This is a genomic window from Streptomyces sp. NBC_00887 (genome assembly GCF_045207585.1).
The window spans coordinates 8,757,835-8,782,498 of record NZ_CP108788.1; the positions used below are offsets into that span (position 1 = coordinate 8,757,835).

18 protein-coding genes and 3 rRNA genes are annotated in these 24,664 nt (G+C 66.2%); 16 read left to right on the forward strand and 5 right to left on the reverse strand.

Annotated elements, in window-relative coordinates; genetic code table 11:
• Positions 1-6 precede the first annotated feature (6 nt).
• Positions 7-438, forward strand: coding sequence for a DUF742 domain-containing protein (locus OG844_RS39955; RefSeq protein WP_406388522.1), 432 nt, complete (start codon positions 7-9; stop codon positions 436-438).
• Complete coding sequence (locus OG844_RS39960; RefSeq protein WP_406388520.1) at positions 419-1,024, forward strand: GTP-binding protein; 606 nt, start codon at positions 419-421, stop codon at positions 1,022-1,024. The genes OG844_RS39955 and OG844_RS39960 overlap by 20 nt, the downstream gene beginning before the upstream one ends.
• Positions 1,025-1,165: 141 nt before the next feature.
• Here the strand turns inward: OG844_RS39960 and OG844_RS39965 are convergent, their stop codons facing one another.
• Both OG844_RS39965 and OG844_RS39970 read right to left on the reverse strand, forming a co-directional pair.
• Positions 1,166-1,513 (reverse strand): Mpo1-like protein, encoded by a 348-nt coding sequence (locus tag OG844_RS39965; RefSeq protein WP_406388519.1) that lies wholly within the window; start codon positions 1,511-1,513, stop codon positions 1,166-1,168.
• A 122-nt stretch (positions 1,514-1,635) separates the two neighbouring features.
• Complete coding sequence (locus tag OG844_RS39970) at positions 1,636-2,442, reverse strand: M15 family metallopeptidase (RefSeq protein ID WP_406388518.1); 807 nt, start codon at positions 2,440-2,442, stop codon at positions 1,636-1,638.
• 59 nt (positions 2,443-2,501) lie between these two features.
• On the opposite strand from OG844_RS39970, the gene OG844_RS39975 reads away from it, so the two are divergent.
• The gene (locus tag OG844_RS39975) at positions 2,502-3,017 is read left to right on the forward strand and encodes an NUDIX domain-containing protein (RefSeq protein WP_406388517.1); all 516 of its coding nucleotides are present in this window, start codon (positions 2,502-2,504) and stop codon (positions 3,015-3,017) included.
• Here OG844_RS39975 and OG844_RS39980 read toward each other — a convergent pair.
• On the reverse strand, positions 3,005-5,386 hold the full coding sequence (locus tag OG844_RS39980) for a glycoside hydrolase family 31 protein (RefSeq protein WP_406388515.1): 2,382 nt from the start codon (positions 5,384-5,386) through the stop codon (positions 3,005-3,007). The genes OG844_RS39975 and OG844_RS39980 overlap by 13 nt on opposite strands.
• Before the next feature lie 222 nt (positions 5,387-5,608).
• On the opposite strand from OG844_RS39980, the gene OG844_RS39985 reads away from it, so the two are divergent.
• Both OG844_RS39985 and OG844_RS39990 read left to right on the forward strand, forming a co-directional pair.
• The gene (locus OG844_RS39985) at positions 5,609-7,585 is read left to right on the forward strand and encodes an acetoacetate--CoA ligase (RefSeq protein ID WP_406388513.1); all 1,977 of its coding nucleotides are present in this window, start codon (positions 5,609-5,611) and stop codon (positions 7,583-7,585) included.
• A gap of 78 nt (positions 7,586-7,663) precedes the next feature.
• Positions 7,664-8,578 (forward strand): hypothetical protein, encoded by a 915-nt coding sequence (locus tag OG844_RS39990; RefSeq protein WP_406388511.1) that lies wholly within the window; start codon positions 7,664-7,666, stop codon positions 8,576-8,578.
• A 72-nt stretch (positions 8,579-8,650) separates the two neighbouring features.
• Here the strand turns inward: OG844_RS39990 and ptsP are convergent, their stop codons facing one another.
• Together ptsP and OG844_RS40000 are read right to left on the reverse strand one after the other, a co-directional pair.
• Positions 8,651-10,321 (reverse strand): phosphoenolpyruvate--protein phosphotransferase, encoded by a 1,671-nt coding sequence (gene ptsP / locus OG844_RS39995; protein ID WP_406388510.1) that lies wholly within the window; start codon positions 10,319-10,321, stop codon positions 8,651-8,653.
• Between the two features lie 74 nt (positions 10,322-10,395).
• Positions 10,396-10,845 (reverse strand): PTS glucose transporter subunit IIA, encoded by a 450-nt coding sequence (locus tag OG844_RS40000; protein WP_383183442.1) that lies wholly within the window; start codon positions 10,843-10,845, stop codon positions 10,396-10,398.
• 701 nt (positions 10,846-11,546) lie between these two features.
• Between OG844_RS40000 and OG844_RS40005 the strand changes: the two genes are divergently transcribed.
• The 11 genes from OG844_RS40005 to OG844_RS40055 all read left to right on the forward strand — a co-directional run bounded on the left by OG844_RS40005 (position 11,547) and on the right by OG844_RS40055 (position 24,530).
• A 16S ribosomal RNA gene (locus OG844_RS40005) occupies positions 11,547-13,072 on the forward strand.
• 301 nt (positions 13,073-13,373) lie between these two features.
• Positions 13,374-16,497: ribosomal RNA gene (locus tag OG844_RS40010) — 23S ribosomal RNA — on the forward strand.
• Positions 16,498-16,576: 79 nt separating this feature from the next.
• Positions 16,577-16,693 (forward strand): 5S ribosomal RNA (gene rrf / locus OG844_RS40015).
• Together the 16S, 23S and 5S rRNA genes form the textbook arrangement of a ribosomal RNA operon.
• Before the next feature lie 145 nt (positions 16,694-16,838).
• Positions 16,839-17,447 (forward strand): CDP-alcohol phosphatidyltransferase family protein, encoded by a 609-nt coding sequence (locus OG844_RS40020; protein WP_329213122.1) that lies wholly within the window; start codon positions 16,839-16,841, stop codon positions 17,445-17,447.
• Positions 17,448-17,559: 112 nt separating this feature from the next.
• A complete protein-coding gene (locus OG844_RS40025) occupies positions 17,560-20,055 on the forward strand; it encodes a sugar phosphate nucleotidyltransferase (RefSeq protein WP_406388509.1) in 2,496 nt (831 codons plus the stop codon).
• Between the two features lie 97 nt (positions 20,056-20,152).
• On the forward strand, positions 20,153-21,073 hold the full coding sequence (locus OG844_RS40030; protein WP_406388508.1) for a DUF881 domain-containing protein: 921 nt from the start codon (positions 20,153-20,155) through the stop codon (positions 21,071-21,073).
• Entirely contained in the window at positions 21,070-21,402 is a 333-nt protein-coding gene (locus tag OG844_RS40035; RefSeq protein WP_003970459.1) for a small basic family protein, read from the forward strand. Before OG844_RS40030 ends, OG844_RS40035 begins: the two co-directional genes overlap by 4 nt.
• Positions 21,403-21,407: 5 nt before the next feature.
• Positions 21,408-22,229 carry a DUF881 domain-containing protein gene (locus OG844_RS40040; protein WP_406388506.1) on the forward strand — a complete coding sequence of 274 codons (822 nt, stop codon included), beginning with the start codon at positions 21,408-21,410 and terminating at the stop codon, positions 22,227-22,229.
• Between the two features lie 190 nt (positions 22,230-22,419).
• The gene (locus OG844_RS40045; protein ID WP_406388505.1) at positions 22,420-23,217 is read left to right on the forward strand and encodes an FHA domain-containing protein; all 798 of its coding nucleotides are present in this window, start codon (positions 22,420-22,422) and stop codon (positions 23,215-23,217) included.
• 42 nt (positions 23,218-23,259) lie between these two features.
• Positions 23,260-24,003 (forward strand): MerR family transcriptional regulator, encoded by a 744-nt coding sequence (locus OG844_RS40050; protein ID WP_406388504.1) that lies wholly within the window; start codon positions 23,260-23,262, stop codon positions 24,001-24,003.
• A 53-nt stretch (positions 24,004-24,056) separates the two neighbouring features.
• Positions 24,057-24,530 carry a bifunctional nuclease family protein gene (locus OG844_RS40055; protein WP_006123076.1) on the forward strand — a complete coding sequence of 158 codons (474 nt, stop codon included), beginning with the start codon at positions 24,057-24,059 and terminating at the stop codon, positions 24,528-24,530.
• Positions 24,531-24,664 lie beyond the last annotated feature (134 nt).

The following is a 24,664-nucleotide window of genomic DNA, read 5'->3' on the forward strand; positions in this document are numbered from 1 at the left end:
GACGGCATGAGCGCCGACTCCGACCGGGGCACCGCCCCCGGATCAGCACCCACCGATGTGGGCTCCTCACGCTGGTACGACGCCGAAGCAGGCCCGGTCGTCCGTCCCTACGCGATGACCCGGGGCCGTACCAGCAGCGCGTCCCGTCATCGTCTCGACCTGATCGCGATCGTCGTCCCCGAACCCGCGGCCGACGATCCGGGCCGTGATCAGACGCTCTCCCCGGAACACGTGGAGATCGTTGAACTGTGCAGCGACATGCCCCAGTCCATCGCCGAGCTCGCCTCCGGACTGGACCTCCCTGTCGGGGTGGTCCGGGTCCTGGTCGGCGATCTCGTCGAGGACGAACTGGTTCATGTCACCCGTCCCGTTCCGCCGGCCGAGCTGCCGGACGTGAACATTCTTCGCGAGGTGATCAATGGCCTTCGGGCGCTCTAGCCGCAGAAAGCGGCCCGTTGAGCCCGTTACCCTGAAAATCCTGGTGGCGGGCGGATTCGGCGTAGGCAAGACGACCCTGGTGGGGGCGGTCAGCGAGATCAGACCGCTGCGTACGGAGGAGAGGCTGAGCGAGGCGGGCCGCCCCGTCGACGACCTTGCCGGTGTCGAGGGCAAGAACACCACCACGGTGGCCATGGACTTCGGGCGGATCACCCTGCGCGAGGACCTGGTCCTCTATCTGTTCGGGACGCCCGGACAGGACCGGTTCTGGTTCCTGTGGGACGAACTGGCCCAGGGCGCGCTGGGGGCGGTCGTCCTCGCGGACACCCGCCGGCTGGAGGACTGCTTCGCGGCGGTCGACTACTTCGAGCGCCGCGGGATCCCGTTCACCGTCGCGGTCAACCTCTTCGAGGGGGCCGAACAGTTCCCCGACGAAGCGGTGCGAACGGCACTCGACCTCGACCCCGAGGTACCGGTTCTCCTGTGCGACGCGCGCGACCGGGCGTCCGTACGGGATGTGCTGGTGGCCGTCGTCGAACACGCGATGGCGCGGGCCGACCGGCTCCGGGAACCTGCCACGACCTGACAGTCCGGCGACAGCACCGAACGCGGCCCGTACCCCCGCCGACCGGGGTACGGGCCGCGCGTACGGTGCGGACCGGCAGTGGTCGTGGAAGGAGTCTTCACCTGTCGTGACGGACCGTCAACCCCCGTGCACACCCTCCGGTCAGGGGTTCTCGGCGAGCCACTTGGCGGCCGTCTCGGCCAGCTCCCCGTCCCGTCCGGCGAGCATCATGCGGATCATCTGCACATCGCCGCGCAGCGACCATGCGGGGTGCCCGAACGTGGCGGGATTGTTCTTCTCGATGAGGAAGTGCGCCGGCCAGGCGGTGCCGTACCCGATCAGGGGCAACGCAGCGGCGTAGCGCTTCCGGCCGCGCGCCAGTCCGTAGGCGGTGACGGCGAGACCGGTCAGTGTTCCCGTCAGATGGACCCACCTCGTCGCCGCCCTGGAATGCATCGCGACGTAGTAGGGCCAGAACTCTTCGTACGAATCGAACGTCTGTTGTGACATAGAGGCACCGTAATGGCTCAGATGGCAACCGGATACGGCAGTTCCGCGTCCGACAAGGAGAACGGGCGGCCGGAGCCCACGGGGGTGGTCCCGGTCGCCCGTTCTTCGCGCCGGAGCCGCTCTCAGTGGCCCGCGACGGACCGCCTGCTCACCGGGAAGTCGAAGTAGGTGTCCGGGAACACCTCGGGCTTGTAGGTGTAGTGCCACCACTCCTCGGCCAGGTTCACGAAACCGAGGCCGGTGAGCGTCGTCTTCAGGAACTGCCGGTTCGTGCGCTGTATCCCCTGCACCCTCGGGTCGTCCGTGTGCGACAAGGTGTCGAAACAGTCGTAACCCGTCCCCATGTCGACCGAGTTGTCGGGGAATCGCTCGTCCGCCGGCGCGTAGCACGGCGCCAGCCGCTCGCCCGGCACGTAGGGCCTGGTCGGCAGGGCGGGAAGCTTCACCAGCGTCAGGTCGACCGTGCTGCCCCGGCTGTGACCGGACTTCTCCGCGATGTAACCGTCCTCGAACAGACGGGTCTTGTCGACGAGCGGATAGAACTCGTTTTTCATGGTCTGGTCGTCGAGATCCTTCGCCCAGCGCACGAAGTGGTCCACCGCCCGCTGCGGCCGGTAGCAGTCGTACACCTTGAGCGAGTAACCCTGGCGCAGGAGGCTCCGCTGAGCCGTGCGCAGCGCCCGTGCCGCGGGCCGGGTCAGGATGCAGACGGGCTGCCGGTACCCCTCCACCCGCTCGCCCAGGAAGGTGTGCGCGGTGGTGTACCGCATCTCGGTGATGATCGTGGGATCGACGGAGCGCAGGTCGACGAACTCCGGGGGAGCCTTGGGTTCGGGCTCGGCCCGGGCCACCGGAGCGGCAGCGGTCAGGGCGAGCAGGGCGGCGGCAGCGGCGGCCGAAGCGCGGAGGGCGTGAACGATTCCTGTCATGGGCACATCGTCCATCAGCTCGGGGGCGGAGGAGAAGGGCGATCGGATACAGTCCGCCCGTGAAGGACTCCCACTGCAGCTCCTGCGGAGCCCCGTACTCCGCAGACCCGTCGGTGCCCACCGCCTGGCCACGCACCTGCCCCGCCTGCGGCGCCACCACCTACCGCAACCCGCTGCCCGTCGCCGTCGCCCTCCTGCCCGTCACCGGCCCGCACGGCACCGGACTCGTCGTCATCACCCGCACCATCCCACCGCAACTGGGCGGCATCGCCCTGCCCGGCGGGTACATCGACCACACCGAGGACTGGCGCGAGGCGGTCGTACGGGAACTGCGCGAGGAAACCGGGATCAAGGCCGACGGGACGGACGTACGGCTCGCCGACGCCCTGAGCTCGCCGGACGGCCATCTCCTCCTCTTCGGTCTGCTCCCGCCCCGCCCCGCCGCGGACCTGCCGCCGTCCGTGCCCACGGACGAGACCTCGGGGTTCGAGGTCCTGCAGACCCCCGCGGAGCTCGCCTTCCCGCTGCACACCCGGGCCGTACGCTCCTGGTTCGCCGGCAGCTACAGCGACTGAACCGGGCCCGCGGGGGCCCGCAGCCCCCGCACCCGTACCGGATACGTCACCAGGTCCTCCTCACCGTCCCGCTCGACCACGACACGCCCGCCCGAGAGCCGGGACGTGAACCGCTCCACCTCGGACCGGGTCCACCCGTCGCCCACATCGCGCGCCACCAGCCCGCCACCCGTGCGCCCCGCCGCAGGAGCCCACACCTCCAGCTCCGTGCTTCCGTCCGCACGCCGCACCGGAAGCACCGCCCCGGCCCGCGCCAGCACCGGAATCCGTGACAACGGCGCGTCCAGCAGAACCTGTCCCGGCCCCTCGTACGCCTCCTCGGTCGCCGTGTCGTACCAGCGGCCGCGCGGCAGCCGAACCGCCCGGCGATCCGACCCGCACTCCAGCACCGGTGCCACGAGCAGTGCATCGCCCAGCAGGAACGCGTCCTCGCACTCCCGCAGCGCCCGGTCCCCGGAGGCCCCCCACCACAACGGCCGCACATACGGCGCACCCGTCAGCCTGGCCAGTTCCGCCAGCGTCACGAAGTAGGGGCGCAGCCGCTCCCGTTCCTCCAGTGCGGCCCTCGCGCCACTGAGCACCTCGGTCCCGAACTCCCACGGCTCCCGCCGCCCCGCGTCGATGGCCGCATGGGTACGGAACAACGGCAGGTACGCGCCCAGCTGGAACCAGCGCAGATACAGCTCCGGCGACGGCGACCCGTCGAACCCGCCCACATCCGGCCCCGAATACGGCACCCCGCAGAGTCCGAGACCCAGCACCAGGGCCAGCGACGCACGCAGCCCGGGCCACCCCGTCGCCACGTCACCGGACCAGGTGCCTCCGTACCGCTGCATCCCCGCCCAGCCGGAACGGGAGAACAGGAACGGCCGCTCATCGGGCCGCAGCCTGCGCAGCCCTTCGTACCCGGCCTGCGCCATCGTGAGGCCGTAGACGTTGTGCGCCTCACGATGGTCACCGCCACGGCCCTCAAGCGCGTGCCGGGACGAATGCGGCAGCGAAGGGTCCCCGAAGGCCGTGAACGCCACCGGCTCGTTCATGTCGTGCCACACCCCGGAGAACCCCTGGGCGAGCCGCTCCTCGTACAGCGTCCCCCACCACTGCCTCACCTGCGGATCGGTGAAGTCCGGGTAGACGCACTCACCCGGCCACACCTCACCGAGCACCCGGCGCCCCTGCGGATCCCGGACGAACGCACCCGCCGTGCCGACCTCCCGGCCGCTGTCGAAAACCCCGTTGCCCGGTGACGCCTTCACCGCCGGGTCGACGATCGACACCAGACGCACCCCGTCCGCGCGCAACTCCTTGGCCAGCCCGGGCAGATCGGGGAACCGCTCACGGTCGACCGTGAAGACCTGATGCGCGTCGTAGTGATCGATGTCCAGGTGCACCGCCGACAGTGCCAGGCCCCGCTCCCGGTACCCCGCCACTATCCGCCGCACCTCGTCCTCGCTGCCGAACCCCCACCTGGAGTGCTGCGGACCCAACGCCCACGAGGGCGGCAGCGCGGGCGCACCGGTCAGCGCCGTCCAGCCCTGCAGCACCCTGGACGGCGTACCCGTCACCACCCAGCAGCGCAGCGGACCGCCCTCCATCCGCACCTCACAGGTACCCGGCCGGTCATGCCCGGACCCCGCACCCTCCTCACCCTCCCGGAGGGTCACCCGGCCCGACCAGGTGTTGTCATGGAAGGCCAGATGCGTCCCCGCGTCCGACACCACCAACTGCACCGGCATAGTCAGATACAGCGGATCGTCCCCGGGACCGAAGCGGCCACCCGGATCGGTGTTCCACAGCCTGTACGTCCCCCCGCGCAGCCGCGGACCGCCCGCCCGCCCACCGAGTCCGAAGAAGCGCGCGTCGGCAGGCACCTCGGAGCGCTGGACCCAACGCGCCGCACCCCCGCCCACCGGTTCCCACCACCGCGGCGGCAGCTCCCGGCGCAGCACCACACCGCCCGGTGTACGCAGCTCCACCGCCCCGTGCCGCGACACCGCCACCGTCAGCCGCTCCGACACCACCTGCCAGCCGCCGTCCTTGTCCGGCTCCAGCCCGGCCCGCGGATCCGGTTCCGGCGCCTCTCCCGGCAGCGCGTAGGACGGCATCGACTCCGCACCGTCCCAGGACCAGAACACCGCACCACCGACGGCCACACGGATGCGCAACTCCGAACGGGCGAATCTCACGACACCCCCGCCCGGTCCGGGCTCGGCCCCCACCAGAAGACCGGGGACCCGAGCCCGCTCCGGCCCCCGCGGCGGCAACGCCCGCGCGTCCGTCCGCCGTCGTCGCCAGGCGGAGCGCACCGCGCGCATCCCCTGCACGGAACCGACCATCTTCACCGAGCGCACCAGGTCACGACCATCCATGCAGGCCACCCTGCCACCCGGCCGACGGCGAACGGGGTCCGTTCAGCTTCCGTTCACCTGTGGCCGGACCACACTGCCGCGCCGGCAACCATGGCCGGGGGACCCTGGTGCGAAAGACGATCACATGGCATCGTCCGTGAATGCCGCTCACGCGCACACCCCAGCCCGTGCGCGCGACGCACGCACACCCCGCGTACCCGAGAAAGGCCAGGGAGCCACCCCATGACCTCAGAAGCCGGCGAAGCCCCCCTCTGGCAGCCCGACCCCGAACGCATCGAGGCCGCGGCCGTCACCCGCTTCCAGCGCTGGGCGGCAGGGCGGTACGGAGCGCCCGCCGAAGGCGGCTACGAGGCACTGCACCGCTGGTCGGTCGACGAGCTCGACACCTTCTGGCAGGCCGTCACCGACTGGTTCGACGTGCGCTTCTCCACCCCGTACGAGACCGTCATCGGCGACCGCGCCATGCCCGGTGCCCAGTGGTTCCCCGGATCCACCCTCAACTACGCCGAACACGCACTGCGGACCGCCGACGACCCCCTGCGCGCCGATGCCCCGGCACTGCTCCACGTCGACGAGACCCACACGCAGATCCCCATCAGCTGGTCGTCGCTCCGCAGCCAGGTCGGCTCCCTCGCCGCCGAGCTGCGCGCCCTCGGCGTCACACCCGGCGACCGCGTCAGCGGGTACCTCCCCAACATTCCGCAGGCGGTCGTCGCCTTCCTCGCCACGGCTGCCGTCGGCGGAGTCTGGACGTCGTGCGCCCCCGACTTCGGTGCCCGCAGCGTCCTCGACCGCTTCCAGCAGGTCGAACCCGTCGTCCTGTTCACCGTCGACGGCTACCGCTACGGCGGCAAGGAGCACGACCGCACCGAGACCGTGGCGGAGCTCCGACGCGAGCTCCCCACCCTGCGCGCCGTCGTCCACATCCCGCTCCTCGGCACGGACGCGCCCGACGGAGCCCTCGAGTGGTCCGCGCTCACCTCCGCCGATGTCGAACCCGTCTTCGAACAGGTCCCCTTCGAGCACCCGCTCTGGGTGCTGTACTCCTCCGGGACCACCGGACTTCCCAAGGCGATCGTCCAGTCCCAGGGCGGCATCCTCGTCGAACACCTCAAGCAGATCGGGCTGCACTGCGACCTCGGCCCCGACGACCGCTTCTTCTGGTACACCTCCACCGGCTGGATGATGTGGAACTTCCTCGTCTCCGGCCTGCTGACCGGCACCACGGTCGTGCTGTACGACGGAAGCCCCGGATACCCGGACGTCAGCGCCCAGTGGCGGGTCGCCGAACAGACCGGAGCGACCCTCTTCGGTACCTCCGCGGCCTACGTCATGGCCTGCCGCAAGGCCGGAATCCATCCGGGCCGCGACCACGACCTCAGCCGTGTCCAATGCGTCGCCACCACCGGCTCCCCGCTTCCGCCCGACGGTTTCCGCTGGCTCCACGACGAGGTGGCCGAGGACCTGTGGATCGCCTCCGTCAGCGGCGGCACCGACGTCTGCAGCTGCTTCGCGGGCGCGGTCCCCACCCTGCCGGTCCACATCGGCGAACTGCAGGCCCCCTGCCTCGGCACGGACCTCCAGGCCTGGGACCCCGCAGGCAAGCCGCTGACCGGCGAGGTCGGCGAGCTCGTCGTCACCAGCCCCATGCCCTCCATGCCGATCCACTTCTGGAACGACCCCGACGGCAGCCGCTACCACGACAGTTACTTCGACATGTACCCCGGCGTCTGGCGTCACGGCGACTGGATCACCCTCACCGGCCACGGCTCGGTCATCATCCACGGACGCTCCGACTCCACCCTCAACAGGCAGGGGGTGCGGATGGGATCCGCAGACATCTACGAAGCCGTCGAACGGCTCCCCGAGATCCGCGAGTCCCTCGTCATCGGCATCGAGGAGCCGGACGGGGGCTACTGGATGCCGCTCTTCGTCCACCTCGCCGAAGGTGCCGCGCTCGACGACGACCTCCGCGACAGCATCAAGCGGACGATCCGCGAGAACCTCTCCCCACGCCACGTACCGGACGAGGTCATCGAGGTCCCCGGTATCCCGCACACCCTCACCGGCAAACGCATCGAGGTTCCGGTCAAGCGCCTCCTACAGGGCACGGCCCTGTCCAAGGCGGTCAACCCCGGCTCCATCGACAACCTCGAACTCCTCCACTTCTACGAGAACCTCGCCCGCGAACGCCGCTGACCCGGTCACCGAGGGCACCGTTGTCAGTCCCCCTGATTACGCTGAGTGAGCATCGATCGACAGCGCACAGGGGGACTCATGGCGCACATCAAGCAGACGAAACGCACCCACCACCGCTCCGCCACATCCATGCGACGCGCGCTGCGCCGCGAAGCACCCAATACCGTCGGCCTCCTGGTCGACGCCGAGGACTTCGCGGCGATGCGTCACTACCGGACCTTCACCTTCGACGATCACTCCGTCTATCTGCAGCAGGTCGAAGGCCTGCTCAAAACCCTCGCAGCGCAGGGAATGCACACCACGGTCGCCCTCTTCGACCCGGAGGACTACGCGGAGTTCTGCACCGACGCCGACCTCGATCCGGACGACCGCACGAACCGCAGCCGCTTCACCGCCGAAATCGCCGCAGCCGGTGCCACCGTGGCCTATACCGGCCAGCCCATCGACGCCCTGATCCCGCAACTCGTCTCGCGCGCCGTCCGCCGGGCTACCTGGGAGTACGCCACCATGCTCCTGGCGGACCTCGGAGACTGCGCGGACTGCGGACAGGACATCGGCAGGGCCGCCTTCGACCGGGCCTCCCACCTGCTGACGCGTCTGCTGGAGACAGCAGGACCGGGTACCCACCACACGGTCTGCAGCACACCCACGGAAAACGAACAGCTCCTCGCCGTGCTCCACACGACGAGGCACCCCGACGGTCCGGTGCATCTCGAATCGTCGGAAGGAGCGGAGTTCGCCACCGTCCTCGCCGTCGGCATCGCACTCGAGACACGGGGAGGCGTGGTGATGCGCACCAGCACCGCGGACGCCCCCGACCGGGTGTACGGCTGGCGTCTGATCCGCGGCGGACTCGTCCCGCTGACCGCGGGCGAGGTCTTCAGCGCCTACTGCACCGACGCGGACACGGGCGAACCGGTCTCCCCGGAGTCGAACGTGGAGTACTGCGCAGGCTTCGACCTCGGCGCCGACGAGCCGGAGGAGCACCACTGACGGAAAGAACGAAGGGGCTCCCGCCTGCAGGGCGGGAACCCCTTCACAACCGACTGCGCGAGTCCGGCGGCGTCACTCGCCCGACAGCACCGCCTGGGCCGCGATCCGTGCCTCTTCGGCGGAGTCCGTCGCACGAGCGGCGGAAGCGGCACGCTCGCACTGCGCGAGCGTGTACTTCGCCAGCGTGGCGCGCACATAGGGAATGGAAGCGGCGCCCATGGACAGCGAGGTGACACCCAGACCGGTCAGCACGCAGGCAAGCAGCGGATCCGCGGCAGCCTCTCCGCAGACACCACAGCTCTTGCCCTCCGCGCGGGCCGCGTCGGCCGACAGAGCGACCAGATCCAGCAGCGCCGGCTGCCACGGGTCCTGCAGTCGGGAGACGGCGCCCACCTGCCGGTCGGCCGCGAAGGTGTACTGCGCCAGGTCGTTGGTACCCAGCGACAGGAACTCCACCTCCTGCAGGATCGAGCGAGCCCGCAGCGCGGCGGAGGGAATCTCCACCATCGCACCGAACTTCGCCTGCAGTCCGGCCTCACGGCACGCGTCCGCGAACGCCTTCGCGTCGGCACGGTCGGCCACCATCGGGGCCATGACCTCGAGGTAGACGGGCAGACCCTCGACCGCCTTGGAAAGGGCGGTCAGCTGCGTGCGCAGCACATCGGGGTGGTCCAGCAGACTGCGCAGCCCACGGACACCGAGCGCCGGGTTCGGCTCGTCCGCCGGGGTCAGGAAGTCCAGCGGCTTGTCCGCACCGGCGTCGAGCACCCGCACGACGACGCGCCCCTCGGGGAACGCCTCCAGCACGGCACGGTAGGCCGCGATCTGCTTCGCCTCGGTGGGCGCCTGCTTGCTGTCGTCCAGGAACAGGAACTCGGTACGGAACAGCCCGACGCCTTCGGCACCGGCCTCCACCGCCGCCGGCACATCGGCGGGACCGCCGACATTGGCGAGCAACGGGACCTTGTGGCCGTCGGACGTGGCACCCGGTCCCGTCGTGGCGGACAACGCGGCCTTGCGGGCCGCCGCGGCGCTCTCCATCGCCGTACGCTTCTCGTCGCTCGGCTCGACGAAGACCTCACCGGTACTGCCGTCCACCGCGACGACGGTGCCTTCGGCGATCTCCCCGGCTCCCGGGAGAGCAACGACGGCCGGAACTCCCAGTGCGCGCGCCAGAATTGCGCTGTGACTCGTCGGACCGCCCTCCTCGGTGACGAACCCGAGCACCAGAGCCGGGTCCAGCAGGGCCGTGTCGGCCGGGGCCAGGTCGCGAGCAATCAGTACGTAGGGCTCGTCACTGTCCGGAACACCCGGCATCGGAACGCCGAGCAGCCGCGCAACGATCCGGTTCCGCACATCGTCGAGGTCCGCGACGCGGCCGGCCAGATACTCCCCGGCATTGGCCAGCAGAGCCCGGTACGAGGCGAATGCGTCGTAGACCCCCCGCTCCGCGGTGCTGCCGACTGCGATGCGGCGATCCACATCGGCCATGAGCTCCGGGTCCTGCGCCATCATGGCCTGGGCCTCGAGCACGTGCTGGGCCTCGCCGCCGGCAAGATTGCCTCGCGCGATCAGGTCGGCCGCGACAGCTTCCACCGCCTGGCGGGCGCGCCCCTGCTCGCGCTCGGCCTCCTCCGTAGGAATCTGTTTGGCGGGCGGCTCAAGCACCGCCGTACCCATGTGCCGAACTTCGCCGATCGCCACACCGTGGCTCACGCCGACGCCTCGCAGCGTTGTCTCCATTTCACCCGTCTCCGGTTGTGCGGTGGCTGTGCCACCGCGGTGAATGCCCACTGGCAGTTGCTGAACCAAAGGTGTTACTGCCAGCCGAACAGTGCGTCTCCGACCTTCACGTCGCCGTCCTCGCGCACCTCGGAAAGGGATTCGGCGGTGGCTTCGAGCGCCACGATCGGGCAGATCGCCGACTTGCCGGCTGCCTCGACGGCGGCCGGGTCCCACCGCACGATGCCCTGACCACGGGTCACGGTGTCCCCCTTGTTCACGAGGAGCTCGAAGCCCTCGCCATTGAGCTGTACGGTGTCGATGCCGAGGTGGGTCAGCACCCCGTGTCCCTCGTCGTCCACCACGACAAAGGCGTGGGGGTGCAGGGAGACGACGATGCCGTCGACCGGAGAGACGGCCTCGGAGGGCTCGCGCACGGGGTCGATGGCGGTACCGGGACCAACCATGGCGCCGGAGAAGACCGGATCGGGAACCGCGGTGAGTCCGATCGCGCGGCCGACAAGCGGGGACGTCACTGTGGTCATGGGGAGCCTCCCAGGGGTGGAGCTTGGTCTGTTGTCGCCGTACCGACTGATGGGGACGGCGTACTGATCAGCAGCGTAAGTCATATGAAGTCACGGTTCCGCCCGAGAGCTACCGGTTGGCAGACCTAGGGGTGCACCGCGAACGATTTGCCTCGCCCCACAGCGGCCTGTATTGTCGTCATTCTGCCTGGCCCCAACACGACCTCGAGTCGGGGGTCGGCGGCGACTCTCAAACACCGAACTTCCGATCTGAGCCTCATTCTGCGTGTCTGCAGGAGCTGGTCAAGGAAATGGAAAACGGCTGATAGAGTCGGACTCGCCGGAAAGGGAAAGCGCGAAAGCGAAGAACTGGAAAGCGCAGTAACAATTCTCCTGCTTCGCAGGGGGCCCGCTTCGGCCGGGAATCGGACACGAAAGAGTCTGATAGAGTCGGAAACGCAAGAACGAAGGGAAGCGCCCGGAGGGCCCCGGTGAAACGGGACCGAAGGAAGCGTCCGTTCCTTGAGAACTCAACAGCGTGCCAAAAGTCAACGCCAAATTTGTTGATACCCCGGCCCACTTCGGTGGGTTGGTGGTTCCTTTGAAGTCCTACTGGCCCATGTGGCGGGTAGGCAACATCAGCGAGGACGCTGTGGATGACCAGCCCTATTCCGGTTGGTTGTCCCGCTCTTTTATGGTGCTCTCCCGATTACGGGAAAACATTCATGGAGAGTTTGATCCTGGCTCAGGACGAACGCTGGCGGCGTGCTTAACACATGCAAGTCGAACGATGAAGCCCTTCGGGGTGGATTAGTGGCGAACGGGTGAGTAACACGTGGGCAATCTGCCCTTCACTCTGGGACAAGCCCTGGAAACGGGGTCTAATACCGGATAACACTCTGTCCTGCATGGGACGGGGTTAAAAGCTCCGGCGGTGAAGGATGAGCCCGCGGCCTATCAGCTTGTTGGTGGGGTAATGGCCTACCAAGGCGACGACGGGTAGCCGGCCTGAGAGGGCGACCGGCCACACTGGGACTGAGACACGGCCCAGACTCCTACGGGAGGCAGCAGTGGGGAATATTGCACAATGGGCGAAAGCCTGATGCAGCGACGCCGCGTGAGGGATGACGGCCTTCGGGTTGTAAACCTCTTTCAGCAGGGAAGAAGCGCAAGTGACGGTACCTGCAGAAGAAGCACCGGCTAACTACGTGCCAGCAGCCGCGGTAATACGTAGGGTGCGAGCGTTGTCCGGAATTATTGGGCGTAAAGAGCTCGTAGGCGGCTTGTCACGTCGGATGTGAAAGCTCGGGGCTTAACCCCGAGTCTGCATTCGATACGGGCTAGCTAGAGTGTGGTAGGGGAGATCGGAATTCCTGGTGTAGCGGTGAAATGCGCAGATATCAGGAGGAACACCGGTGGCGAAGGCGGATCTCTGGGCCATTACTGACGCTGAGGAGCGAAAGCGTGGGGAGCGAACAGGATTAGATACCCTGGTAGTCCACGCCGTAAACGTTGGGAACTAGGTGTTGGCGACATTCCACGTCGTCGGTGCCGCAGCTAACGCATTAAGTTCCCCGCCTGGGGAGTACGGCCGCAAGGCTAAAACTCAAAGGAATTGACGGGGGCCCGCACAAGCAGCGGAGCATGTGGCTTAATTCGACGCAACGCGAAGAACCTTACCAAGGCTTGACATATACCGGAAAGCATCAGAGATGGTGCCCCCCTTGTGGTCGGTATACAGGTGGTGCATGGCTGTCGTCAGCTCGTGTCGTGAGATGTTGGGTTAAGTCCCGCAACGAGCGCAACCCTTGTTCTGTGTTGCCAGCATGCCCTTCGGGGTGATGGGGACTCACAGGAGACTGCCGGGGTCAACTCGGAGGAAGGTGGGGACGACGTCAAGTCATCATGCCCCTTATGTCTTGGGCTGCACACGTGCTACAATGGCCGGTACAATGAGCTGCGATGCCGCGAGGCGGAGCGAATCTCAAAAAGCCGGTCTCAGTTCGGATTGGGGTCTGCAACTCGACCCCATGAAGTCGGAGTTGCTAGTAATCGCAGATCAGCATTGCTGCGGTGAATACGTTCCCGGGCCTTGTACACACCGCCCGTCACGTCACGAAAGTCGGTAACACCCGAAGCCGGTGGCCCAACCCCTTGTGGGAGGGAGCTGTCGAAGGTGGGACTGGCGATTGGGACGAAGTCGTAACAAGGTAGCCGTACCGGAAGGTGCGGCTGGATCACCTCCTTTCTAAGGAGCATCTAGGTTCTCTTCGGGGAATCCAGAGACCATTTCGTCGGCAAATGTTCGACGGTGGTTGCTCATGGGTGGAACGTTGACTATTCGGCACGACAGGTTGTTTTTGCGAGTACTGCTTCGGCGTGGAAAGTGAGAGGGATCGGTCGGGTCGGGCACGCTGTTGGGTATCTGAAGGTACGGGCTCGTTGAGTCTGGATCTTCGGTTGCCGGCCCCAGTGAACTCGCCTGTGAGGGCGGGGTGATGGGTGGCTGGTCGTTGTTTGAGAACTGCACAGTGGACGCGAGCATCTGTGGCCAAGTTTTTAAGGGCGCACGGTGGATGCCTTGGCACCAGGAACCGATGAAGGACGTGGGAGGCCACGATAGTCCCCGGGGAGCTGTCAACCAAGCTTTGATCCGGGGGTTTCCGAATGGGGAAACCCGGCAGTCGTCATGGGCTGTCACCCACTGCTGAACACATAGGCAGTGTGGAGGGAACGCGGGGAAGTGAAACATCTCAGTACCCGCAGGAAGAGAAAACAACCGTGATTCCGGGAGTAGTGGCGAGCGAAACTGGATGAGGCCAAACCGTATGCGTGTGATACCCGGCAGGGGTTGCGCATGCGGGGTTGTGGGATCTCTTTTTCATGGTCTGCCGACTGTGAGACGAGTCAGAAACCGTTGGTGTAGGCGAAGGACATGCGAAAGGTCCGGCGTAGAGGGTAAGACCCCCGTAGCTGAAACATCAACGGCTCGTTTAAGAGACACCCAAGTAGCACGGGGCCCGAGAAATCCCGTGTGAATCTGGCGGGACCACCCGCTAAGCCTAAATATTCCCTGGTGACCGATAGCGGATAGTACCGTGAGGGAATGGTGAAAAGTACCGCGGGAGCGGAGTGAAATAGTACCTGAAACCGTGTGCCTACAAGCCGTGGGAGCGTCGCTGTATGTGCTTGCACATGCAGTCGTGACTGCGTGCCTTTTGAAGAATGAGCCTGCGAGTTTGCGGTGTGTTGCGAGGTTAACCCGTGTGGGGAAGCCGTAGCGAAAGCGAGTCCGAATAGGGCGATTTAGTAGCGCGCTCAAGACCCGAAGCGGAGTGATCTAGCCATGGGCAGGTTGAAGCGGAGGTAAGACTTCGTGGAGGACCGAACCCACCAGGGTTGAAAACCTGGGGGATGACCTGTGGTTAGGGGTGAAAGGCCAATCAAACTCCGTGATAGCTGGTTCTCCCCGAAATGCATTTAGGTGCAGCGTCGTGTGTTTCTTGCCGGAGGTAGAGCACTGGATAGGCGATGGGCCCTACCGGGTTACTGACCTTAGCCAAACTCCGAATGCCGGTAAGTGAGAGCACGGCAGTGAGACTGTGGGGGATAAGCTCCATGGTCGAGAGGGAAACAGCCCAGAGCATCGACTAAGGCCCCTAAGCGTACGCTAAGTGGGAAAGGATGTGGAGTCGCAGAGACAACCAGGAGGTTGGCTTAGAAGCAGCCACCCTTGAAAGAGTGCGTAATAGCTCACTGGTCAAGTGATTCCGCGCCGACAATGTAGCGGGGCTCAAGCGTACCGCCGAAGTCGTGTCATTCCAGCACGTACCCCCAACGGGGGCTGGGATGGGTAGGGGAGCGTCGTGTGCCGGGTGAAGCAGCCGCGGAAGCGAGTTGTGGACGGTTCACGAGTGAGAATGCAGGCATGAGTAGCGATACACACGTGAGAAACGTGTGCGCCGATTGACTAAGGGTTCCTGGGTCAAGCTGATCTGCCCAGGGTAAGTCGGGACCTAAGGCGAGGCCGACAGGCGTAGTCGATGGACAACCGGTTGATATTCCGGTACCCGCTTTGAAACGCCCAATACTGAATCAGGCGATGCTAAGTCCGTGAAGCCGGCCCGATCTCTTCGGAGTTGAGGGTAGTGGTGGAGCCGATGAACCAGACTTGTATTAGGTAAGCGATGGGGTGACGCAGGAAGGTAGTCCAGCCCGGGCGGTGGTAGTCCCGGGGTAAGGGTGTAGGCCGTGTGGCAGGTAAATCCGTCACACATTAAGGCTGAGACCTGATGCCGAGCCGATTGTGGTGAAGTGGATGATCCTATGCTGTCGAGAAAAGCCTCTAGCGAGTTTCATGGCGGCCCGTACCCTAAACCGACTCAGGTAGTCAGGTAGAGAATACCGAGGCGTTCGGGTGAACTATGGTTAAGGAACTCGGCAAAATGCCCCCGTAACTTCGGGAGAAGGGGGCCATCACTGGTGAGGGAACTTGCTTCCTGAGCTGGGGGTGGCCGCAGAGACCAGCGAGAAGCGACTGTTTACTAAAAACACAGGTCCGTGCGAAGCCGTAAGGCGATGTATACGGACTGACGCCTGCCCGGTGCTGGAACGTTAAGGGGACCGGTTAGTGCACTTTCGGGTGTGCGAAGCTGAGAACTTAAGCGCCAGTAAACGGCGGTGGTAACTATAACCATCCTAAGGTAGCGAAATTCCTTGTCGGGTAAGTTCCGACCTGCACGAATGGCGTAACGACTTCTCGACTGTCTCAACCATAGGCCCGGTGAAATTGCACTACGAGTAAAGATGCTCGTTTCGCGCAGCAGGACGGAAAGACCCCGGGACCTTTACTATAGTTTGATATTGGTGTTCGGTTCGGCTTGTGTAGGATAGGTGGGAGACTTTGAAGCGGCCACGCCAGTGGTTGTGGAGTCGTCGTTGAAATACCACTCTGGTCGTGCTGGATGTCTAACCTAGGTCCGTGATCCGGATCAGGGACAGTGTCTGATGGGTAGTTTAACTGGGGCGGTTGCCTCCTAAAGAGTAACGGAGGCGCCCAAAGGTTCCCTCAGCCTGGTTGGCAATCAGGTGTTGAGTGTAAGTGCACAAGGGAGCTTGACTGTGAGACCGACGGGTCGAGCAGGGACGAAAGTCGGGACTAGTGATCCGGCAGTGGCTTGTGGAAGCGCTGTCGCTCAACGGATAAAAGGTACCCCGGGGATAACAGGCTGATCTTCCCCAAGAGTCCATATCGACGGGATGGTTTGGCACCTCGATGTCGGCTCGTCGCATCCTGGGGCTGGAGTCGGTCCCAAGGGTTGGGCTGTTCGCCCATTAAAGCGGTACGCGAGCTGGGTTTAGAACGTCGTGAGACAGTTCGGTCCCTATCCGCTGTGCGCGTAGGAATATTGAGAAGGGCTGTCCCTAGTACGAGAGGACCGGGACGGACGAACCTCTGGTGTGCCAGTTGTCCTGCCAAGGGCATGGCTGGTTGGCTACGTTCGGAAAGGATAACCGCTGAAAGCATCTAAGCGGGAAGCCTGCTTCGAGATGAGTATTCCCACCACCTTGAGTGGTTAAGGCTCCCAGTAGACGACTGGGTTGATAGGCCAGATGTGGAAGCCCGGTAACGGGTGGAGCTGACTGGTACTAATAGGCCGAGGGCTTGTCCTCAGTTGCTCGCGTCCACTGTGTTAGTTCTGAAATAACGAACGGCCGTGTTTTCTTCCGGTGTTGGTTAATTTCATAGTGTTTCGGTGGTCATTGCGTTAGGGAAACGCCCGGTTACATTCCGAACCCGGAAGCTAAGCCTTTCAGCGCCGATGGTACTGCAGGGGGGACCCTGTGGGAGAGTAGGACGCCGCCGAACAATTATTCCGGGAAAGCCCCGTGCCCTTGTGGCACGGGGCTTTTCTGCGTTCAATCACGTCCTTGTACCCCCGTGCATCGGCACTCGGCGGCTGAGGGTAGGGTCAGGGTGCATCATTGGCACGTTCTTCACAGGAGGCCCCCGGGTGGAGGTCCAGGAGACTCGAGTTCAGACGAACCGAGTACTCACCATCCCCAACATCCTCAGCATGGCTCGCCTCGTCGGCGTGCCGCTCTTCCTGTGGTTGATCCTTCGTCCCGTCTTCGGCGGGCCCAACAGCGACGGCTGGGCGTTGCTGGTGCTGATGCTGAGCGGCGTCAGCGACTATCTCGACGGCAAGCTCGCACGCCGGTGGAACCAGATCAGCAGCCTCGGGCGACTCCTGGACCCAGCTGCCGACCGCCTCTACATCCTGTCGACCCTCGTCGGGCTCACCTGGCGCGAGATCCTGCCGCTCTGGCTCACCGCAGCTCTTCTCGCACGTGAGCTCATGCTCCTTGTCATGGTGGGAATCCTGCGCCGGCACGGCTATCCGCCGCCGCAGGTGAACTTCCTCGGGAAAGCTGCAACCTTCAACCTGATGTACGCCTTCCCCTTGTTGCTGCTCAGTGACGGAAGTGGTTGGCTGGCTTCGCTGGGCGCCGTTTTCGGATGGGCGTTCGCTGGTTGGGGTACAACGCTCTATTGGTGGGCAGGGATCCTCTACGTGGTCCAGGTCCGCCGACTCGTCAAGGCGGATGAAGTAGCCGAATAGCTCGTTGATGCGGTGCCGCGCAGTGTCGCCGGTCCGCAACGGATGCTGTGGTTGTTGCCCCGACGGGTGATGTCGGCTAGACCGTCGTCTCTTCAAGGAGGACGTTTCCGACATGAAGGCCGTCGTAATGGCCGGCGGCGAAGGCACTCGTCTTCGCCCCATGACCTCAAGCATGCCCAAGCCGCTCCTGCCCGTAGCCAATCGGCCGATCATGGAGCATGTGCTGCGGCTGCTCAAGCGGCATGGGCTCAATGAGACCGTCGTAACCGTTCAGTTCCTTGCTTCGCTCGTGAAGAACTACTTCGGCGACGGCGAAGAACTCGGAATGGAGCTCACCTACGCCAACGAGGAGAAGCCACTCGGTACCGCGGGAAGCGTCAAGAACGCAGAGGAAGCCCTCAAGGACGACACCTTCCTGGTTATTTCCGGTGACGCACTCACCGACTTCGACCTGACGGACCTCATTGCCTTCCACAAGGAGAAGGGCGGACTGGTCACGGTATGCCTGACCAGGGTCCCGAATCCGCTGGAGTTCGGCATCACGATTGTCGACGAGCAGGGTCAGGTCGAGCGCTTCCTGGAGAAGCCGACCTGGGGCCAGGTCTTCTCGGACACCGTCAACACGGGCATCTACGTCATGGAGCCCGAGGTCTTCGACTACGTCCAGGCAGATACCTCGGTGGACTGGTCCGGCGACGTGTTTCCGCAGCTCATGAAGGAGGGCAAGCCGATCTACGGCTATGTCGCCGAGGGCTACTGGGAGGACGTGGGCACCCACGAGAGCTACGTGAAGGCCCAGGCCGACGTGTTGGAGCGCAAGGTCGACGTCGAGCTCGACGGCTTCGAGATCTCGCCCGGTGTGTGGGTCGCGGAGGGCGCGGAGGTCCATCCCGACGCGGTACTCCGAGGGCCGCTGTACATCGGCGACTACGCCAAGATCGAAGCCGGTGTCGAACTCCGGGAACACACCGTCATCGGGTCGAACGTCGTGGTGAAAACCGGTGCCTTCCTGCACAGGGCCGTGGTGCACGACAACGTGTACATCGGCCAGCACAGCAATCTTCGTGGCTGCGTGATCGGTAAGAACACCGACATCATGCGGGCGGCCCGCATCGAGGACGGCGCCGTCATCGGCGACGAATGCCTGGTCGGCGAGGAATCGATCATCCAGGGCAATGTGCGGGTGTACCCGTTCAAGACCATCGAGGCCGGAGCCTTCGTCAACACCTCGGTGATCTGGGAGTCGCGGGGGCAGGCGCACCTCTTCGGAGCGCGCGGTGTCTCCGGGATCCTGAACGTCGAGATCACCCCGGAGCTCGCCGTGCGACTCGCCGGTGCGTACGCGACGACCCTGAAGAAGGGGTCGACCGTCACCACGGCACGTGACCACTCCCGTGGTGCGCGCGCGCTGAAGAGAGCGGTCATCTCCGCCCTGCAGGCGAGCGCCATCGACGTACGGGACCTGGAGAACGTGCCGCTGCCGGTGGCCCGCCAGCAGACCGCGCGGGGCAGTGCCGGCGGCATCATGATCCGGACGTCGCCCGGTGTGCCGGACTCCGTCGACATCATGTTCATCGACGAAAGCGGTGCCGATCTCTCCCAGGCGCGCCAGCGCAAGCTTGACCGCGTCTACGCCCGCCAGGAGTACCGCAGGGCCTTCCCCGGTGAGATCGGAGACCTCCACTTCCCGTCGAGCGTCTTCGACTCCTACACGGGATCCCTGCTCCGCAACGTCGACACGGACGGTATCGCCGACGCGAGCCTCAAGGTCGTGGTCGACGCGTCGAACGGCAGCGCGGGGCTCGTCCTGCCCAGCCTGCTCGGACGCCTCGGTGTGGACGCGCTGACGATCAACCCCGGGCTCGACGAGTCGCGTCCCACAGAGTCCGCCGAGTCCAGGCGGGCCGGACTGGTGCGCCTCGGGGAGATCGTGTCGTCCGCACGGGCGGCCTTCGGGGTGCGGTTCGACCCCGTCGGTGAGCGGCTCTCCCTCGTCGACGAGCGGGGCCGGATCATCGAGGACGACAGGGCCCTGCTGGTCATGCTCGACCTCGTGGCGGCCGAGCGGCGGAGCGGGCGCGTGGCCCTGCCGGTGACCACCACCCGTGTCGCCGAACAGGTGGCCGCGTACCACGGCACGCAGGTGGAGTGGACGACCACGTCCCCGGACGACCTGACCAGGGTGGGACGCGAGGACGCCACCATTTTCGGTGGTGACGGACGCGGCGGATTCATCATTCCCGAGTTCAGCAGCGTCTTCGACGGCTCGGCTGCCTTCGTCAGGCTCATCGGGCTGGTGGCCCGGACCCAGCTCACGCTCAGCCAGATCGATGCCCGCATTCCGCGTGCCCACGTGCTGCGCCGTGACCTTGCGACGCCCTGGGCCGTCAAGGGGCTCGTCATGCGGCGGGTCGTGGAGGCGGCAGGGGAGCGCAGTGTGGACACCACCGACGGTGTCCGGGTGGTGGAGACCGACGGCCGCTGGGTGATGGTGCTGCCCGACAGGGCGGAGGCCGTCACCCATCTGTGGGCCGAAGGCCCCGATGACGCCTCCGCCCAGGCCCTGCTGGACGAGTGGTCGGCGATCGTGGACAGCGCCGGCGACTGAGCCGAGCCGGGTGGCCCGGACGCCGTGGTGCTGCGGCTTCCGGGCCACCGGTGGGGCCATTCGGCGGCAGCAGGCATGACGTGCGACGATGTGCGGCATGTCGCAGCCGCCCCCCGATCGGAGTAGCACCCCGCAGCGTCCCCGCCCCGACGCGTCCATGTCGCTGTTGACCAATGTGATGGACCACAGCCTCGACGAGGGATACGCCGAGGCTGCTGCGCGCCGCAAGGCCGACGGAAGTGCGGGCATGCCCCGTACGCTCAAGTCGAAGCTCGGCCTCGCGGCAGGCCTCGTCGTCGCGGCTCTCGTCGTGACGCTCGGTGCCGCCGAGGCCCAGGTCGCGGCACCGGTCGTGGCGAAGGAGCGCGAAGAGCTCATCGACCGTGTCAACGCCGAGACCGATGCGGCGGACGCGCTCCAGGAGGACGTCGACGAACTGCGCAAGGACGTCGACGAACGGCAGCGCAAGGCGCTCGAACGGCATGGCGGGGCCAAGGGCGGGCTGGTGGCGCTCCTCTCCGGAGCGACCGCGGTCGAAGGGCCCGGAATCAAGCTCGTCGTCGATGACGCCAAGGACACCGACCAGGGCGGCGGCGGACCGCGTGAGTCGACCGGCTTCGCCGACACCGGGCGGGTGCGCGACCGCGATATGCAGCGCGTGGTCAACGGCCTCTGGCAGTCCGGGGCGGAAGCGATCGCCATCAACGGACAGCGGCTGACCGCCCTCTCCGCGATCCGCGCGGCGGGCGACGCCATACTGGTCGACAACAGGCCGCTGGTGCCGCCCTACACGGTGCTGGCGGTGGGGGACGGCAAGAAACTCTCCGACGCCTTCCAGGACAGCGCGGACGGTCTGTATCTGCAGGCGCTGCACGAGAGCTTCGACATCCGCACCAGCATCTCCGAGCAGGAGCGGGTGCGCCTTCCGGCCGCGCCGAGCCTGATCGTACGCACAGCAGAGCCTCAGGCCGCAGACACGCGCAGTGGTGCGGCAGAAACAGGGAAGGGCACATCGTGATCGCCGTACTGGGCCTCGTCGTGGGAGTCGTGGTCGGACTGTTGGTCCGGCCCGAAGTGCCGGCGGTGGTCGAGCCCTACCTGCCGATCGCCGTTGTGGCCGCACTCGACGCCGTCTTCGGAGGTCTGCGTGCCATGCTCGACGGGATCTTCGTGGACAAGGTCTTCGTCGTGTCGTTCCTCTCGAACGTCGTGGTGGCCGCACTGATCGTGTTCCTCGGCGACAAGCTGGGTGTAGGCGCCCAGCTCTCCACCGGTGTGGTGGTCGTGCTCGGTATCCGCATCTTCTCCAATGCCGCGGCGATCCGTCGGCACGTCTTCCGGGCTTGAGGCCGATGAGCAACGACGAGAATCCGCGCAACGAGGGACCTGCGGGCGAGCTGCCGGCAGAGGTCCCCGCGCCGGCCCCCGAGACCGGCGCCGACCAGCCCAAGGAGTCCTCCGGGCGCCAGCGGCTGCTGGCGGGCCTCTGGCCGCCCAGGGTGAGCAGGGCCCAACTCATCGTGGCGCTCCTGCTGTTCGTACTGGGGCTGGGGCTGGCCATCCAGGTCAGGTCGAACAGCGACAACAGCGCGTTGCGCGGTGCCCGCCAGGAGGACCTGGTCCGCATCCTCGACGAGCTCGACAACCGGACCCAGCGGCTCGAGGACGAGAAGCAGAGCCTCGACGACCAGCGCACGGAGCTGGAGAACAGCTCCGACCAGGCGGAGGAGGCCCGCAAGCAGACGCTCGAGAAGGAGCGGCAGCTCGGCATCCTCGCGGGTACGGTCGCGGCCGAGGGACCCGGCATCACCCTCACCATCAACGACCCGAGCGGTGCGGTCGAACCGGACATGCTCCTCGATGCCATCCAGGAACTGCGGGCGGCCGGTGCCGAAGCGATCGAGATCAACGGCGTGCGGGTGGTGGCCAATACGTATTTCTCCGGCGACGGGGGAGACCTGAGGGTGGACAACCGGAGGATCCGGTCTCCGTACGAGTTCAAGGTGATCGGCAAACCGCAGGACCTCGAGCCGGCGCTCAACATCCCCGGTGGAGTGGTGCAGACGCTCGAGAAGGAGCAGGCCACGGCGGAGGTGGCACGGGCCGAGGAGATCGTCGTCGACGCCTTGCGACCGGCGAAGCTGCCTGACTACGCTCGGTCGTCGTCCCGGTGAGGCCTTGGCGCACGTGGCCCGCAGGACACAGTCACGAGGTTGCGGGGGGTCGGCGCATCGGATCGGTGGCGCGTGGTGGAAACTGTCGGGTGGATACGGACGTTGTGAAGATGTCCGGGTCGGCAGGTGTGTTCATTCAGGGTTCGTCCTGCCCCACGGGCGGGTCTATTTCGGTCAAGGGGAATCGCCCGTGAAGTTGTTTGCGAAGTTGTTCGGAAAGAGTGCACGCGAAGACAGCGGCGCTGCTCGCCACCGTGCTCCGCGCCAGGGTCAGGGCGCCGAGGAGCAGGGTTCGGAGCGCCCGCTCTTCCGCGATGAGGTGCCGGGTTCGCCGGGCGATCAGAGGGGCGCCTCCGGCGCGTCGTCTGTTGACCCTGCCGGTGCCGGACGCATAGGTTTCGGGGAACCATCAACCTCAAGTACGGGTGGAGGGTTCACCCCCGCCCCGGAGGGCTCCTCCATGCCGGTCTGTACGAGGTGCGGGCATCGCAATGGCGAGGCCGGCCGTTTCTGTTCCAACTGCGGTGCGCCGCTGCGGGGCGGAGTTCCCGAGCGCGCCTCCGAGACGACGTCGACGATCTCGATCTCCGGCATCGAGGCGTACGAGGCCGAGGTGACGGGACAGACGGCCATTCCGTCCCTCTCGCCGGAAGCACAGGCAGCCGTCGACGCGCTGCCCGCGGGATCCGCGCTCCTGGTGGTGCGCCGCGGCCCGAACTCCGGCAGCCGCTTCCTGCTGGACGGCGAGCTGACCACCGCGGGCCGTCACCCGCAGAGCGACATCTTCCTCGACGACGTGACCGTGTCGCGGCGCCATGTGGAGTTCCGCAGGAGCCCGGACGGTAGTTTCACCGTGGGCGACGTCGGCAGCCTCAACGGCACCTACGTCAACCGTGAGCGCATCGATTCCGTCCTGCTGTCCAACGGCGACGAAGTTCAGATCGGCAAGTACCGGCTGGTCTTCTACGCGAGCCAGCGGGGCGTCTGACCCTCCCCCGGACCGCGTCCGGAAGGACCCCGAGGAAGGTTCATGCTGCGAACACCGACAGGCGGTGCCGGACACGGCACCGCCGCCGCGGACGAGCGCGCCATGAGCATCGGCACGGTGCTTCTGGAGCTGCGCGACGAGTTTCCCGAAGTAACGATCTCCAAGATCCGCTTCCTTGAGGCGGAGGGGCTCGTCGAGCCGCAGCGGACGCCCTCCGGCTATCGCAAGTTCAGCCCGGCCGACATGGAGCGGCTGGCTCAGGTGCTGCGCATGCAGCGGGACCACTACCTGCCGCTCAAGGTCATCCGTGAGCACCTGGATGCCCTCGCCCGTGGCGAGCAGGCCGCGCTGCCGTCCGGCGGCGGTCAGGGCGAGCTCGTGGACGGTCGCTGGGAACCGGACCCCGGCCGGGCCACAGCCGCCCGGATCGGGCGCTCCGAGCTTCTCGCGGCCGCTGACGTCAGTGAGGACCAGCTCGTCGAGTGGGAGTCCTACGGGCTGATCGCTCCCTCGCCCGAGGGAAGCTACGAAGCCGAGGCGGTGACGGTCGCGAGACTTGTGGCGGATCTGGGGCGATTCGGTCTGGAACCTCGGCATCTGCGGGCCGTCAAGGCCGCCGCGGATCGTGAGGCGGGACTGGTCGAACAGGTGGTCGCGCCCCTGCGCCGGCACCGGAATCCGCAGACCAGGGCCCATGCGGAGGCCACCGCGAGAGAGCTCGCGGAGCTGTCCGTCCGGCTCCACGCGGCCTTCGTGCAGACCGCCCTCAAGGTCCGGTTCCACTGACCGCGGCGGAGCCCGACTATCCAAACATGGCGGGCACGTCCTAGGGTTGCTGTGTGAACGAGCTCGACGTTGTGGGTGTCCGGGTGGAAATGCCCTCCAACCAACCGATCGTGCTCCTGCGTGAAGTAGGAGGCGACCGGTACCTCCCCATTTGGATCGGCCCTGGGGAAGCGACCGCGATCGCCTTCGCCCAGCAGGGCATGGCTCCGGCCAGGCCGCTGACCCATGATCTCTTCAAGGATGTGCTCGAGGCCGTCGGCCAAGAGCTCACCGAGGTCCGGATCACGGACCTCAGAGAAGGGGTTTTCTACGCGGAGCTGGTCTTCGCCAGCGGAGTCGAGGTGAGCGCGCGGCCGTCCGACGCCATAGCGCTCGCCCTGCGCACCGGAACGCCGATCTACGGCAGTGACGGTGTGCTGGACGACGCCGGGATCGCCATCCCGGACGAGCAGGAGGACGAGGTCGAGAAGTTCCGTGAGTTCCTCGACCAGATCTCACCGGAGGACTTCGGTACGAACAGTCAGTGACCGTCCCGCGGGGGTGCCGTCAGCGCATCCGACAAGCCGTTCCCGGAAATGAGACACGGGAAACCACCCTCAGGGTGATTATCACTCGGCGTGCCGAGTGTGGCGATCGTTGACGCACCCCTGGTGACTGCCTA